The organism is Mucilaginibacter sp., assembly GCF_041088075.1.
Lineage (GTDB): Bacteria > Bacteroidota > Bacteroidia > Sphingobacteriales > Sphingobacteriaceae > Mucilaginibacter_A.
Genome location: NZ_JBGCVY010000047.1, coordinates 20,085 through 35,761 on the forward strand (window position 1 = coordinate 20,085; position 15,677 = coordinate 35,761).

The 15,677-nt window shown below is 41.4% G+C and carries 14 protein-coding genes; 12 read left to right on the plus strand and 2 right to left on the minus strand.

Annotated elements, in window-relative coordinates:
- The first annotated feature begins 1 nt into the window (after position 1).
- The 10 genes from ilvB to ilvA all read left to right on the plus strand — a co-directional run bounded on the left by ilvB (position 2) and on the right by ilvA (position 11,425).
- Complete coding sequence (ilvB, locus tag V5804_RS11475; RefSeq protein ID WP_369591527.1) at positions 2 to 1,741, plus strand: biosynthetic-type acetolactate synthase large subunit; 1,740 nt, start codon at positions 2 to 4, stop codon at positions 1,739 to 1,741.
- A 63-nt stretch (positions 1,742 to 1,804) separates the two neighbouring features.
- On the plus strand, positions 1,805 to 2,413 hold the full coding sequence (gene ilvN / locus V5804_RS11480) for an acetolactate synthase small subunit (RefSeq protein ID WP_369591528.1): 609 nt from the start codon (positions 1,805 to 1,807) through the stop codon (positions 2,411 to 2,413).
- A gap of 369 nt (positions 2,414 to 2,782) precedes the next feature.
- Positions 2,783 to 3,841, plus strand: a complete 1,059-nt coding sequence (ilvC, locus tag V5804_RS11485; protein WP_369591529.1) for a ketol-acid reductoisomerase — start codon at positions 2,783 to 2,785, stop codon at positions 3,839 to 3,841.
- A gap of 114 nt (positions 3,842 to 3,955) precedes the next feature.
- Positions 3,956 to 5,377: a 3-isopropylmalate dehydratase large subunit gene (gene leuC, locus V5804_RS11490; protein WP_369591530.1), complete on the plus strand. Its 1,422-nt coding sequence runs from the start codon at positions 3,956 to 3,958 to the stop codon at positions 5,375 to 5,377.
- A 21-nt stretch (positions 5,378 to 5,398) separates the two neighbouring features.
- On the plus strand, positions 5,399 to 5,809 hold the full coding sequence (locus V5804_RS11495; protein ID WP_369591531.1) for a GxxExxY protein: 411 nt from the start codon (positions 5,399 to 5,401) through the stop codon (positions 5,807 to 5,809).
- 93 nt (positions 5,810 to 5,902) lie between these two features.
- Entirely contained in the window at positions 5,903 to 6,499 is a 597-nt protein-coding gene (leuD, locus tag V5804_RS11500; RefSeq protein WP_369591532.1) for a 3-isopropylmalate dehydratase small subunit, read from the plus strand.
- Positions 6,500 to 6,712: 213 nt separating this feature from the next.
- Entirely contained in the window at positions 6,713 to 7,804 is a 1,092-nt protein-coding gene (gene leuB / locus V5804_RS11505) for a 3-isopropylmalate dehydrogenase (RefSeq protein ID WP_369591533.1), read from the plus strand.
- Complete coding sequence (locus tag V5804_RS11510; RefSeq protein WP_369591534.1) at positions 7,801 to 8,598, plus strand: trans-aconitate 2-methyltransferase; 798 nt, start codon at positions 7,801 to 7,803, stop codon at positions 8,596 to 8,598. Before leuB ends, V5804_RS11510 begins: the two co-directional genes overlap by 4 nt.
- Positions 8,599 to 8,657: 59 nt before the next feature.
- Positions 8,658 to 10,172 carry a 2-isopropylmalate synthase gene (locus V5804_RS11515; protein ID WP_369591535.1) on the plus strand — a complete coding sequence of 505 codons (1,515 nt, stop codon included), beginning with the start codon at positions 8,658 to 8,660 and terminating at the stop codon, positions 10,170 to 10,172.
- A gap of 2 nt (positions 10,173 to 10,174) precedes the next feature.
- Positions 10,175 to 11,425, plus strand: a complete 1,251-nt coding sequence (gene ilvA / locus V5804_RS11520) for a threonine ammonia-lyase IlvA (RefSeq protein ID WP_369591536.1) — start codon at positions 10,175 to 10,177, stop codon at positions 11,423 to 11,425.
- Here the strand turns inward: ilvA and V5804_RS11525 are convergent.
- Positions 11,422 to 12,438 (minus strand): ABC transporter ATP-binding protein, encoded by a 1,017-nt coding sequence (locus V5804_RS11525; protein ID WP_369591537.1) that lies wholly within the window; start codon positions 12,436 to 12,438, stop codon positions 11,422 to 11,424. The genes ilvA and V5804_RS11525 overlap by 4 nt on opposite strands.
- 87 nt (positions 12,439 to 12,525) lie before the next feature.
- Positions 12,526 to 13,431, minus strand: a complete 906-nt coding sequence (locus V5804_RS11530) for a class I SAM-dependent methyltransferase (RefSeq protein ID WP_369591538.1) — start codon at positions 13,429 to 13,431, stop codon at positions 12,526 to 12,528.
- A gap of 185 nt (positions 13,432 to 13,616) precedes the next feature.
- On the opposite strand from V5804_RS11530, the gene V5804_RS11535 reads away from it, so the two are divergent.
- Positions 13,617 to 14,204: an RNA polymerase sigma factor gene (locus tag V5804_RS11535; RefSeq protein ID WP_369591539.1), complete on the plus strand. Its 588-nt coding sequence runs from the start codon at positions 13,617 to 13,619 to the stop codon at positions 14,202 to 14,204.
- Positions 14,201 to 15,670 carry a hypothetical protein gene (locus tag V5804_RS11540; RefSeq protein WP_369591540.1) on the plus strand — a complete coding sequence of 490 codons (1,470 nt, stop codon included), beginning with the start codon at positions 14,201 to 14,203 and terminating at the stop codon, positions 15,668 to 15,670. Before V5804_RS11535 ends, V5804_RS11540 begins: the two co-directional genes overlap by 4 nt.
- The last annotated feature ends 7 nt before the right edge of the window (positions 15,671 to 15,677 follow it).

Consider the following 15,677-nt stretch of genomic DNA (forward strand, 5'->3'; position numbering starts at 1 on the left):
TATGGAATTAGCACAAGAAGAACTATTGACCTTGCCCGAAGTTAAGAAAACCACGCACGTTTCCGGCTCTGTCGCGCTGTTGGAAGGCTTGATTGCCGAAGGTGTAGATACCATTTTTGGTTATCCCGGCGGTGCCATTATGCCTATTTACGATGCGTTGTACGATTACAAAGAGAAGCTAAACCATATTTTGGTGCGGCACGAACAAGGCGGCATCCATGCGGGGCAAGGTTATGCGCGTTCCTCAGGAAAAGTGGGCGTGGTGTTTGCCACCAGCGGACCGGGCGCAACCAATTTGATCACCGGTTTGGCTGATGCTCAAATAGATAGTACGCCTTTAGTTTGTATCACCGGACAGGTTTTTGCGCATTTGCTGGGCACGGATGCTTTTCAGGAAACGGATGTCATCAACATTACCACGCCGGTTACTAAGTGGAATTACCAGGTAACGGATGCGAACGAAATCCCGGAAGTGATGGCGAAAGCATTTCACATTGCAAGAAGCGGTCGTCCCGGTCCGGTTTTAATTGATATCACCAAAAATGCCCAAATACAAAAATTTGATTTTGAAGGGTATATCAAATGCAACCACATCCGCAGTTACCGCCCGAAACCAATTGTTCGGCATGAATATGTTGAGCAGGCAGCCGAGCTTATCAATCAGGCAAAAAAACCTTTTGTGATCTGGGGGCAAGGCGTAATTTTAGGGAAAGCGGAAAAAGAATTTCAGGCTTTTATCGAAAAAACAAATATTCCTTCGGCCTGGACAATTTTGGGCGCAAGCGCGATTCCAACCGATCACGAACTGAACGTTGGGATGCTGGGCATGCACGGTAATTACGGCCCGAATGTTTTGACCAACGAATGCGATGTTTTAATTGCCATCGGGATGCGTTTTGACGACCGCGTAACCGGCCGTTTGGATAAATACGCAAAACAAGCCAAAATTATTCACTTGGATATTGACCCGGCGGAAATAGATAAAAACGTACAGTCAACGGTTCCGGTTTGGGGCGATTGCAAGGAAACGCTTCCTTTATTAACTAAATTATGCCAGCAAAAGAAGCATACCGAATGGCTGCAACTTTTTAAAGAATATCAGCAAAAAGAAGTGGAAGCGGTAATTGATGCCGAACTTCACCCAAAATCCGGCGAGTTAACAATGGGCGAAGTCATCAACCAATTAAACGAGTTAACTAATGGAGAAGCAATTATTGTAACCGATGTTGGTCAGCATCAGATGGTTGCCTGCCGTTATGCAAAATTTAACAAATCCCGCAGCAACATCACAAGCGGTGGTTTGGGCACGATGGGTTTTGCCTTGCCAGCAGCTATCGGGGCAAAATTTGGCGCGCCGGAACGAACGGTAGTTTCGGTATCAGGAGACGGCGGTTTCCAGATGACGATCCAGGAATTGGGAACGATTATGCAATGCGGCATTGATGTTAAAATGATCGTTTTAAACAACCGTTTTTTGGGAATGGTGCGGCAATGGCAGGATATGTTCAACGAGAAACGTTACTCTTTTGTAGATATTCAAAGTCCTGATTTTGTGCAAGTTGCAGCAGCTTATCGTATTGATGGCAAATGTGTTTCGGAACGGGAAGAACTACAATCTTCGTTAAAAGAAATGCTGGAGCATAAAGGTTCTTACTTGCTGGAAGTAATGGTTACCAAAGAAAACAATGTTTTCCCGATGGTGCCGCAAGGTTGCAGTGTTAGTGAAATCAGGTTGAAGTGAGGTTTAGAGGCTGGAAGGTAAAAGGATAAAGGCAAAAGGTTGGCATCAAACGAAATCAAATTTATGGGCATTATAGAAACACTTGGAAAACAGGAATATAACATCACCGTTTACACCGAAAACCAGATTGGTTTGCTTAACCGCATCGCCATTATTTTTACGCGGCGCAAAATTAATATTGATAGTTTGAACACTTCGCCTTCCGAGATTGACAGCATTCACCGTTTTGATATTGTGCTGAACGAAACGGAAGAAGTGGTGCGCAAACTGTCGCGCCAGATTGAAAAGCAGGTAGAAGTTTTAAAGGTTTATTATCATACCAACGATGAAATTATCTGGCAGGAAATGGCTTTGTACAAAGTGCCGACCGATACCATTGCCGAAAAAGTTTTGGTAGAACGTTTGCTGCGCGAACATGGCGCACGTGCCGTCGTGATCCGAAAAGATTATACCGTTTTTGAAACCACCGGCCACCGCACCGAAACCGACAATTTGCTTTATGCGTTGCAGCCTTTTGGTTTGATTGAATTTGTGCGAAGCGCACGTATTGCCATCATTAAGAGCAGCGAAGGCTTTAACCGGAAACTGCGCGAATTTGAGCAATTGGAACCCGGACAGGAAGTGAGCGAAAACGAGTATCTAAGTAAGCGCGACAAGGTTTTTACGATGTAGTAGTTAAGCTTTTAGCTGTCAGCAATCAGCTTTCAGCTTAATAAAAGTTTCATAACTGAATGCTTCTTTTATCAGCCTAAAATTAGTGTGCTAAAAGAAGCATTGGCAGAAAAGGTGTGAGGCATCAGCATAAAAATAAAAATGATGCTTCTTTTATCAACATAAAATTGGGCTGATAAAAGAAGTATTAGCAGAAAAGGTGTGAAGTTGGAGGTATTAGCATAAAAACAAAAACGATGCTTCTTTTATCAGCCTAAATTTAGTGCGGTAAAAGAAGCATTGGCATAAAAATCAGAGCAATCAATAAACAGAAACCAAGCATCGGTGTAATCAAAAAAATCGGTGCAATCATAAAAATCAAACAAAAAAATGGTAAAATTAACTTTTGGCACTACGGAAGAAAATGTAGTAACCCGCGAAGAATTCCCTTTATCTAAAGCACAGGAAGTATTGAAAAATGAAACTGTGGCTGTAATTGGTTACGGCGTTCAGGGTCCCGGACAGGCGCTTAACCAAAAAGACAATGGCATTAACGTGATTGTTGGTCAGCGTAAAAATTCAAAATCATGGGACAAAGCAGTCCGCGATGGTTTTGTAGAAGGCGAAACGCTTTTTGAAATTGAAGAAGCTTTGGAAAAAGGAACAATAATTTGCTACCTTTTGAGTGATGCTGCCCAAATTAAATTGTGGCCAACGGTGCAAAAACATTTAACGCCTGGCAAAGCTTTGTATTTTTCGCATGGTTTTGGTATTACTTTTAAGGAGCAAACTGGCATCGTTCCGCCAAAAGATGTGGACGTATTTTTGGTTGCGCCAAAAGGTTCCGGCACTTCTTTGCGCCGAATGTTTTTGCAAGGCCGCGGTTTAAATTCCAGCTACGCCATTTTTCAGGATGCAACCGGCAACGCTTTTGAGCGTGTGATTGCGTTAGGCATTGCCGTGGGAAGCGGTTATTTGTTTGAAACCAACTTTAAAAAAGAAGTTTACAGCGATCTGACCGGCGAACGCGGCACCTTGATGGGCTGTATCCAGGGGATTTTTGCGGCACAATACGATGTTTTACGCAGTAAAGGCCACTCGCCTTCCGAAGCATTTAACGAAACGGTGGAAGAATTAACGCAATCCTTAATGCCTTTAGTTGCAGAAAATGGGATGGATTGGATGTACGCCAATTGCTCGACCACGGCCCAGCGCGGCGCGTTGGATTGGTGGAAGAAATTCCGTGATGCCACCAAACCGGTTTTTGAAGAATTGTACGAAAGCGTAGCAGCCGGAAAGGAATCGCAACGCTCCATCGACTCGAACAGCCAGCCGGATTACCGCGAAAAATTAGATGCAGAATTAGCAGAACTCCGCGACAGCGAAATCTGGCAAGCCGGCAAAACAGTGAGAAGTCTTCGCCCTGAAAATCAGGAAGTGGAAGCATAAGAAGGTTGTAAGTCATCTGTTTCGAGTTGCCAGTTTTAGGTTGATAAAAACAGCATCAATTCAACATCTTTAAGAACCAGCAACTCGCAACTGATGACACAAAACTCAAAGAAAATGGGACAAACATTATTTGATAAAATCTGGGATGCACATATTGTAAACCGTTCGGCAGGTTTCCCGGATGTTTTATACATTGATACACATTTTATTCACGAAGTAACCAGTCCGCAAGCTTTTGATGGATTGCGTGCCCGTGAGATTCCGGTTTTTCGCACCAGACAAACGGTTGCAACGGCAGATCATAATGTGCCGACGTTGCACCAGGACCAGCCGATCCGCGAAGAACTTTCGCGCAAACAAGTGGATATGCTGACCCAAAACTGTGCAGAATTTGGCGTGGAATTGTATGGTTTAGGCCATCCTTATCAGGGAATTGTACACGTGATTGGACCAGAACTGGGCATTACCGTTCCCGGAAAAACCATTGTTTGCGGCGATAGCCATACTTCCACGCACGGCGCTTTTGGCACGATAGCTTTTGGCATCGGCACGTCGCAGGTAGAACAGGTTTTGGCCACGCAATGCCTGCTGCAATCCAAACCCAAACAAATGAAGATTGAAGTGAACGGGAAACTGCCGTTTGGCGTTGGCGCGAAAGATATTATCCTGTACATCATTTCTAAGATTTCTGCTGCCGGCGGCACAGGTTATTTTGTAGAATATGCCGGCGATACGATCCGAAGTTTAAGTATGGAAAGCCGCATGACGATCTGCAACATGAGCATCGAAATGGGCGCGCGCGGCGGAATGATTGCGCCCGATCAGACAACTTTTGATTATGTAAAAGACAAAGAGTTTGCGCCAAAAGGCGAAGACTGGGACAAAGCATTAGCTTGGTGGAAAACTTTGTATTCTGATGTAGATGCTGTTTTTGACGAGGTTTTATCATTTGATGCAGCCGATATCGAACCGATGATCACGTACGGAACCAATCCGGGAATGGGCATCGGCATCACCCAAAATATACCCGCAAAAGAAGCATTCGAGCAGCACGAGCAAAACTCGTATCAAAAAGCGTTGGATTACATGGATTTGCAGGACAATACCGAAATCCTGGGCAAACCGATTGATTATGTTTTTATCGGTAGTTGCACCAATTCGCGCATTGAAGATTTACGACAGGTTGCTGAGTTTGTAAAAGGCCGCGAAAAAGCGCCGCACGTTACGGCCTGGATTGTTCCGGGATCAAAACAAGTTCAGTTGCAGGCGATGGCCGAAGGTTTAGACAAGATATTTGAATCCGCCGGGTTTTTCCTGCGTGAGCCTGGTTGCAGCGCATGTTTGGGTATGAATGAAGATAAAATTCCCGCCGGAAAATACTGTGTTTCCACTTCCAACCGAAACTTTGAAGGAAGACAAGGGCCAAATGCACGTACTTTTTTAGCGAGTCCGTTGACAGCGGCGGCGGCGGCGGTTACGGGGAGGGTTACGGATGTTAGGGAGATGCTGTCTGAACCGGAATTTGTGGAATTTTAGAATTGATAGAATTTTTGGCAGATGGATAACCAAAAAAGGACTTCTGAAGATTTCAATGATTGTACTGGTAAAATAATTGGTTGTTCTATGCGTGTACATTCGGCTCTTGGCAATGGCTTTCAGGAAGTTATTTATCAAAGAGCTTTGGCGATTGAAATGGGTTTGGCAGGATTAACATTTCAAAGAGAAATGGAAATGCCTATCTATTACAGATACGAACATATCGGAACAAGGCGGGTAGATTTTTTTGTAGAGGATTCCATCATGGTTGAGTTAAAAGCAGTCATCAATTTAGAAGATGTACACTTGGCACAAGCCCTAAATTACCTCGAAGCATACAACATGGAAACCGGCCTATTGATAAATTTTGGCAGCAAAAGTCTTCAATTTAAAAGATTACTTAATAAAAAATTTAAAAGCAGCAGTTACTAAAGCAAGTAAAATTCTAAAAATCAAAAGCAGTAGTTACGAAAGCAAGTAAAATTCTAATAATTCTACAATTCCACAAATTCAGGTTCAGACAAAATGGCCACTAAAATTTTCAAACACATACAATCAACTGTAGTACCGCTACAAGTTGAAAACATCGATACCGACCAGATTATTCCGGCAAGGTTTTTAAAAGCTACAACGCGGGAAGGTTTCGGTCAGAACTTGTTTTGCGACTGGCGTTTTGACATCACCGGCAATCCAAAACCTGATTTCATTTTAAATAATCCATTTTATACAGGTAAAATTTTGGTTGCCGGTAAAAACTTTGGTTGCGGTAGCAGTCGCGAACATGCAGCTTGGGCAATTGCAGATTATGGTTTTGATGTAGTAGTCAGCAGTTTTTTTGCAGATATTTTTAAAGGCAATGCTTTGAATAATGGCTTGCTTCCGGTGCAGGTAAGCGATTTATTTTTAAACCGGATTTTTACAGAAGTAGCGAAAGACCGGCATACGGAAGTGGAAGTTGACCTGCAACAACAATTTATCAAAATTTGCAGCACCGGCGAACAGGAAAACTTCGAGATCAACCCTTATAAAAAAGCTTGTCTGTTAAATGGTTACGATGATATTGATTATGTGCTGAACAACAAGGATTGGATTGCAACTTATGAACGGAGTAAGGTGATTTAATTTTCCCTTGACAGGCGCAAAAGGACGTTTTGTCATTTCGACCGCCGGGAGAAATCTTCTTCAAAGCGATAAGTTGTAATGCTTCTTTTATCGCATAAAAATTGGTGTTGGGTTGAAAGAAAGATAATTTGATTGAAAGAAGATTTCTCCCTACGGTCGAAATGACAGAACAAAAATCCTTCGATAAGCTCAGGACAAAAAGAACAACAAAAAATGGCAACAAAACATATCTTAATTATTCCAGGTGATGGCATTGGGCCCGAGGTTACAACCTGGGGAAAAGCTGTTTTAGAACAAATTGCCACGAATTTTGGCCACGAATTTACTTTCGATTCTGCCCTGATGGGCCACGCGGCAATTGAAGCGACCGGGAACCCGCTGCCTGACGAAACGCTGGAAAAAGCTAAAAACAGCGATGCCATTTTGTTTGGCGCGGTTGGCCATGCCAAATACGATAACGATCCTTCTTTAAAAGTTCGGCCGGAACAAGGCTTGTTAAAAATTCGGAAAGAATTGGGTTTGTACGCCAATTTGCGCCCGATTTTATTATTTGATGAATTGTTGGATGCTTCCAGTTTGAAACCCGAAATTTTAAAAGGAACGGATATTTTGTTCTTTCGTGAACTGACAGGCGATGTTTATTTCGGTGAGAAAAAAAGATCAGTAGACCGCCATACAGCTTCCGATTTGATGATCTATCACCGTTACGAAATTGAACGGATTGCCCGAAAAGCTTACGAAGCGGCACGCCTGCGTCGGCACAAAGTGTGTTCGGTTGATAAAGCAAACGTGCTGGAATCTTCCAGATTATGGCGCGAAACGGTTCAGGAAATCGCGAAAGAATATCCGGACGTGGAAACCGAACATATGTTTATTGATAACGCGGCCATGCAGTTGGTCAAAAATCCAAAGAAATTTGATGTGGTTTTAACGGCCAATTTGTTTGGTGATATTTTAACCGATGAAGCCTCGCAAATTGCCGGTTCGATGGGCATGCTGGCTTCCGCTTCTGTTGGCGATGGTACCGGTTTTTTTGAACCGATCCATGGTTCGGCGCACGACATTGCTGGTAAGAATTTGGCAAACCCGCTGGCCTCCATCCTATCCGTTGCGCTGATGTTGGAAATTGGTTTCGGCCTGAAAGAAGAAGCAAAAACAGTAACGCAGGCGGTGGAGCAAACTTTGAAAAACGGTTACCGCACTTCGGATATTGCCAACTCAAAAAACGACGTAACCAAAGTTTTGGGCACAGAACAAATGGGACAAAAAATATTGGAACAATTGCAACAACCCGTAACGCTATGAAATGGAACGCCGAACTGTACGACCAGAAACACGATTTCGTTTTTAAATATGGCGAGAACGTGCTGGATTTGCTCGAACCAAAACCCGGAGAAAAAATCCTGGATTTAGGTTGTGGCTCTGGTTATCTCACCAATGCCATTCGCGAAGCAAGTGCCGAAGTTTTGGGCATTGACAGTTCGGCGGAAATGATTGCGAAAGCAAAACAAAGCTATCCGCAAACGGATTTTAAAGTGGCCGATGCAACGGATTTAGGTTTCGATGCTTCTTTTATCGCCATATTTTCTAACGCGGTTTTGCATTGGATCAAGGCCGAAGATCAGCTTAAAATGATGCATGCTGTTTTTATGGCACTAAAACCGGGCGGACGGTTTGTTGCCGAAATGGGCGGAAAAGGAAACGTTGGCTGGATGATTTCGACGTTGAGAAAAGTTTTAATCCAACAAGGTTACCAGCAGCAGGCCGAAATGGATTATCTGTTTTTTCCTTCCGTTGGCGAATATGCTACCTTATTGGAAAAAGCCGGTTTTAAAGTAAGTTACGCCGCTCATTTTGATCGGGAAACTTTATTGCAGGACCAGGCAGAAGGTGTAAAAAAATGGCTAACCATGTTTGCTTCCGACTTTTTTATAGGCATAAAAGAAGCACATCGGCAGCAAATCCTGGAAGAAATTACCCAACAATTGCAACCGTACTACCAGCGCAACGGCGAGTGGTACGCCGATTATAAAAGATTAAGATTTATAGCTTATAAGGAGTATCAAGTATTTAGTATCAAGTATCAAGACGGCCTTTAAGCTGTTCAATCTTGATACCTGATACTAAATACTTGATACTTTCAAAAAAAAACAAAACCATGTTACACGACCAAAACCGAATTTACATATTCGATACCACGCTGCGCGATGGCGAACAGGTGCCCGGATGCCAGTTGACAACTTCAGAAAAGATTGAAATTGCGCAGGAACTGGAGTTGTTGGGTGTTGATGTGATTGAAGCCGGTTTCCCGATTTCCAGTCCGGGCGATTTTCAAAGCGTAGTCGAACTGTCTAAAGCGGTTAAAGAACCGATTATCTGCGCTTTAACCCGCGCCAATAAAGGCGACATTGATTCGGCAGTGGCATCGTTACAATATGCAAAACGGCCGCGCATCCATACCGGGATTGGCGCTTCTGATATGCACATCCAATATAAATTTAATAGTACGCGAGATGAGATTCTGGCCCGTGGTGTGGAAGCGGTAAAATACGCCAAATCGTTTGTGGAAGATGTGGAGTTTTACGCGGAAGATGCCGGCCGTGCCGACTTGGCTTATTTAGCGCGCATGATTGAAGCCGTAATTGCTGCCGGTGCAACCGTCGTTAATATTCCGGATACGAATGGCTATTGTTTGCCGGACGAGTATGGCGCGCGGATAAAATATCTCAAACAAAACGTAAAAAATATAGAACAGGCTATTATTTCGGTTCATTGCCATAACGATTTGGGTTTGGCTACCGCGAATTCTATTTCCGGCATTCAAAACGGCGCAAGGCAAATTGAATGCACCATCAACGGCATTGGCGAGCGTGCGGGCAATACTTCGCTGGAAGAAGTTGCCATGATTTTGAAAGTGCATCAAACGTTGAACCTGCACTCCAACATCAACAGCAAACACTTTTATAATTTAAGCAACAAAGTGAGCCGGATGATGAACATGCCGGTGCAGCCCAACAAAGCGATTGTGGGCAAAAATGCTTTTGCGCATAGTTCGGGAATCCATCAGGACGGGTTTTTAAAGCACCGCCAGAACTATGAAATCATCAACCCGGAGGATGTGGGCATTCCTTCCGCAGAAATTGTTTTGACTGCACGAAGCGGACGACATGCGCTGAAACATCACCTGGAACGTTTGGGTTACCTCATCGAAAAAGTGAACCTAAACGAAGTATATGACCGTTTTTTGAACCTGGCCGATCAGAAAAAAGAAATTACCGACAACGATTTGCTTGCTTTAATGGGTGACGGCACCGAAGCAAACTACAACGAAAGCAGCATCAAAATGAAAACGCTGAACGTGGTAATGGGCGAAGATTCGGTTCCGAAAGCAACGGTTACGCTGGAAATCAGCAGCCGGGAAAAGCAGGCTACTGCCACCGGGAACGGCCCGGTAAATGCCACGATCAACGCGATTGAAAGCATTATCGGCAAAAAACCAAGCTTAAAAGAGTTTAATATCCATGCCATGAACGGAGGCAGCGACGACATTAGCCGCGTAGATATGTTGCTTCTTTTAGATGGCAAAAGTTACGATGGCTACGGTTTTAGCACAGATATTGTGCGTGCCTCGGCCAATGCTTATTTAGATGCTGTGAACAAATTTTTATCCTGAAGATGCTGTTAGAAGAAGTTGTGAAAATTGATTCGGCCGCTGCGCTGGAACGGTTAAAAAGTGTGGTTAAGCGAACGCCGCTGGAATTTAATGACCGCTTATCTGAAAAATACCAATGCGAAGTTTACCTGAAACGGGAGGATCTGCAGATCGTCCGTTCGTACAAATTGCGTGGTGCGTATAATTTAATCAGCCAGTTAAGCCAAACGCAGTTGAACAAAGGCGTGGTTTGCGCCAGTGCGGGCAACCATGCACAAGGCGTGGCTTATTCGTGCAATAAATTGGGCACGAACGGCATTATTTTTATGCCCGAAATCACGCCAAAACAAAAAGTTAACCAAACCAAAATGTTTGGGAACGGCCATGTAGAAGTGGTTTTGGTAGGCGATACGTTTGACGATTGTTTGAAGGAAGCACTTTTGTACACCGAAAAACACGGGATGGCTTTTATTCCGCCATTCGATCATCCTTTAGTGATTGAAGGACAGGGAACTGTAGGCGTAGAAATTTTACAGCAATTGCCAGACGTTGATGTGCTGATTATGCCGGTTGGCGGCGGCGGACTTTTTGCCGGCATCGGTAACTATTTTAAACAAGAAAAACCGCATACTTTATTAATCGGAACCGAACCGGAAGGCGCCCCCTCGATGCACGAAGCACTTAAAAACGACCAACCTGTTACTTTGGACAGCATTAATAAATTTGTGGATGGCGCTTCTGTCAAACGTGTAGGTTCGTTAACTTACCAGCTTTGTAAAGAAGCGCTGGATGAAATGCTGCTCATCCCCGAAGGAAAAGTGTGCACCGCCATTTTGAAATTGTACAACGATGATGCGATCGTTGCCGAACCTGCCGGTGCTTTGTCTGTTTCAGCATTAGATTTTTGCAAGGAAAAGATCATTGGTAAAAAAGTGGTTTGCGTTTTGAGCGGCGGCAATAATGATATTGACCGTTTGCAGGAAATTAAAGAACGTTCGTTGCTGTATGAAGGGCTGAAACATTATTTTATTGTTCGTTTTCCGCAACGGCCGGGCGCATTAAAATTGTTTGCCAATAAAGTACTTGGCCCAACAGATGACATTACCCGTTTTGAATTTGTAAAGAAAACCGAGCGCGAAAGCGGACCGGCTTTGGTTTGTATCGAATTGAAAGACCGCGAAGATTATGATTCTTTGATCCAGCGGATGAAAGAAAACCGTTTTGATTACAAGGAGATCAACAACGACAATAATTTATTTGAGTATTTTATTTAGGTAAAATCTTCATCAAAAGTTAAAAACTTTTTGATGGAAATAGAAACCTGGTCACCAACTTTAAATGCTCCGGTTTGCAGGTTGATTGCTTTTAAAGTTATCGAATCTTTGTTTAAAATCAGTTCTTCGTAAAACCCTTTAAACAAAACTGCTTCAATGGTGCATAAGTTTTTGATACTGTTTTTATCGGCATAAATATCTTCTGCATAAACCATTACCGTTTTTGCATCGGTAACAATTCCTAACGGTGCTGCTTTTATGCCACTAAAAACAGTACCGTTGGCCAGCAACATTCCCGTGTATAATCTTTTAGGGGTTTGATAAAGTTGCTGCGGATTTCCAACTTCTACAATTTCGCCATCTTTTAAAACCACCAATTCATCCGCCAGCGATAATACTTCCTGCGGATCGTGCGAAACTAAAATCACCGTTATCCCTGTTTCAGCAACAATTCGCCGGATATCCTGCTGTAAATTTTCCCTAAAAGAAGCATCAACCTGGTTAAAAGGTTCATCCAGCAATAAAACTTTTGGGTTGGAAACTAAAGCACGCGCAATAGAAACACGTTGGCGTTCGCCGCCGCTGAGATCGGCAATGCGCCTTTCTTTCAAATCTAGCAAACGCAACTGCTGCAATACTTCTGTTGTTTTTGTGGATTTATAATCGAGGTTGGTATTGGGCAGCAAAGAAGCTACATTGTCCCAAACTTTGGCGTAATGGTTTAAATGATCCGATTGCTGGGTAACCATTTTCATCTGGTCGTGGCCTGGAATCAGTTTTACATCCGGCCCCCAAACTTTTTCTCCTTCAAAAATAATTTCACCTTCATCCGGAACCAGCAATCCGTAAATCAAATTCAGTAAAGTAGATTTTCCGCTTCCGCTTCGACCGATAATTGCGGTAATTTTCCCTTCCGAAATACTTAATTCAATATTTTTAACACCTGATATTTTTTCGCCCGAAAATAGTTTGGTTACATTTTTTACCTGTAAAAAAGGTATTGCTTCTGCCATGCGGTAAAGATACAGAAAACTAAAAATCCGGTTTAATTGGTATTTTTAGTTATAAAAGGGATGAAAGAGAAAACGAACTAAAGATTGTTACGCTTTAATATAAGGATTTATGGGAATGGTAACCAAACTGTATCCTTTAATTTTTAATTGTTCAACAATATTGTTATTAGGAGCCTCTTTAAAGATAACTGTAGATAATACTTGTGCCGGTACTATATTAAGTTTTACCAACAAGTCTAAAAAACACTTTTTTGTTTGGATCGACAATATTTTCCTGTTCATTGTACCTGTATTAATGTTTTCTGCTCCTTGGAAATAAAAGTTTGGATTGATTCTTTTAAATGCAACAAGAGGCAGATTTAAGCCTGCTGCAAATTTTTCAAATTCCCTTTCAGATACTTTATATACAAAATTACCGACGGGCTCGAAAGAAAACCGGTTCTTCCATACTTTCTGTAATAATCGGCTTTTGGAGGGCAGTAAATTATTGAGTAACAATAAAAGGGGCATTTTGGATACGGGATCTTGAGGCTCGATAATAACTATTCCTTTTTTAGCTACCCGTATCATTTCATAAAGAGCAGCATAAGGCCTTGGAAAATGATGGTAAGATTCTTTACAAAGCACATAATCAAACTCACTATTATTAAAAGAAAGCTTTTCTGCATTTTCAGCGGCGCACTCTATCACTACGCCTTCTTGTTTTGCTACTTTTAAAAAATCAATATTCAAATCAGTAGCAAGTGCATTGCTTCCTTTAGACAAAATATATTGGGCATCAAATCCATAGGCATCACCAACAGTCAGCCAGTCCTGCTTCCGGTCTTGCAGCAAAGGTTCCAGGCAACTAAAGAATATTTGTTGAAGCCAACGGGAAACTGTTCCCTCATCTGACAGCTTTGCTTTATGATAATGATCAACTTTTGATTTGTTTGTAGGAAATTGCTGGTTATACCAATTGCCATGCCGTTTGTAACTTTCCTGATGATACATAATGGTTTTAATAGTTCATGCTTTATAAAGAATTACGGCTGACTGCAAACAAACGTTGGGTAACTTTTGAATTGCAAGAACAAAAAATACTGCTAAAAAAAGTACAGTTTTATCCCAGCGTTTTTGCTTTTGACTACGTATGGTTAGATAGAATAGAATGAATACGGGTACTCTTAACATATTAAATGAACCTATTTGCTAAGCAGGATTCCCGTCTTGTCAAAAGATGTAAGGCTAATGAAAGATCGGCGCAGGAAGATTTATACAAGCTTTTTTATGCTGAAATGCTTAAGCTTTGCTACCGCTACCTAAAATCTAATGAACTGGCTGTAGAAGCGCTTAATGCAGGATTTTTAAAAGTATTTCAAAATATAAGCACTTTTGATATGCAAAAAGGAGAACTGGCTGCATGGATTAGAACCATTATGGTCAGGACGTGTATTGATTTGGGTAGAAAAGAAGCGAAATTTCAGGAGATCAATAAAAAAGAAGAAGAAACAGCAACGTTATTTATAACACCAGAAATACTGGATAAACTTTATGCGCAGGATTTAGTAAAAGCAATCCGACTGTTACCTGCTGCAACACAACTTGTATTTAACCTTTCTGTTATAGATGGTTATTCGCATAAAGAAATTGGAGAACAGTTACAAATTAGTGAAAGTACATCCCGGTGGCATTTATCAGAAGCCAAAAAACAGCTTAGGGCAATATTAGAACCAGCTAATAAAAATGTTAATGAACCTACTGAAAACCCAAATAAGGCAAAATGAAAAATTCAGCATGGTATCAGAAACTTTGGCGTAAAAAGTTGGATGAGCTTCCAGTTCAGCAGGATAGCAAATCCTCATGGACCAACATGAAAAAGCTGCTTGACGAACACATGCCTGAAATAAATACTGTAGGAAGAAGCAGTGATAAGCCTTTTGGAACTTCAATTGTTTCCTTGCTTAGCTACCTAATACCGTTAATAGCTATAATTAGTGCGACCGTTTACTTTTATGTTCCCCAATATATGAAACCTCAGAATATTCAGAATCAAAAGACGAAACAACAAATGCATTTAGACACTCCAAAACATGATAAAATAAGTTTTGATAGTACGCACAAAAATATTGTTGATATTAATAATTTACCATTAAAAAACAACCGTATTGTTGAATATAGCAACGCTACAATTTATCCTAATAAACAAGGCACTACAATTGGTAGGGCAGAAACGACCGCTTTAAATTCAGCAACCAAGATTAAAGCTTTGACAGGTAATAATAGCTTACCTAAAGTATTCTCAGCTAAAAAAACAACCTTAATATCTTCTAACATGTTAATCCCTTTTGTTAGTGTTAAAAAACGAAATCGGTTTCAAACTAACTCAATTGTAAAAACGGGAACAAAGTTAAATGTGAAGCCAACTGATAGTGTGGATAAAATCACAAGTAAAGACCGCTACTTAAATGGAAAGAATGCTGATGAATATAGCAAGACTATTAATAGACGATCTATCACTCAAGATTCAGCAAATAAAATAGCTAAGTTTAAACAAGTACCTACAATTGCAACAATAGTTCAAAAAAACAAGAACCAACTTAAAGCCAATAGCAAATCAAATGTTAAACAATCTAAGAATACAGCAAAAGGAAAAAAGGCAAATGCTTTTTTTTCACCAACTTATAATTTCAGTTTAGAAATTGGGGTAAATACAAGTAACAACGTTAGCTTTTATTTTAGCGGAGTTGGTTCTTATGCTTTGAATAATCGATGGCTGGTTAACGCAGGGATTCGGATCAATAGTTATAAACGTATTTCCGGAGAATATTTACATCCAAGTTATTATCGCCCCGATTCCCTGCCTTCTTTTAAAATTATTGATTCTCGTAAACTTTTGGTACTTGATATACCGTTAAACTTAGAATACAGAATTTCTAAAACAATTAGCTTAAGGGCTGGGCCTGTTATCAGCCTATCTTTAAAACAAAAAAATATAAGTAGCAAACTTGGTACTATTGCAGATCTGCGAGACACAGTTTATCATAGCAAGGAAATTAACAAAGCTCTCAATAACACTAACATTAGCAAAGTTTCCTTTGGGTTTACTGGTGGAATAAGCTTTCACGTAAACCAGTTTGATTTAAATAGCAATTACCAGTTATTGACGCCTTATAAAATTAGCAATGATTTGGGGGCTTATCGAAAAGCAAATAACACTTTTCAGGTTAGCATTGCCTATCGGTTTAAATAACTTAAAC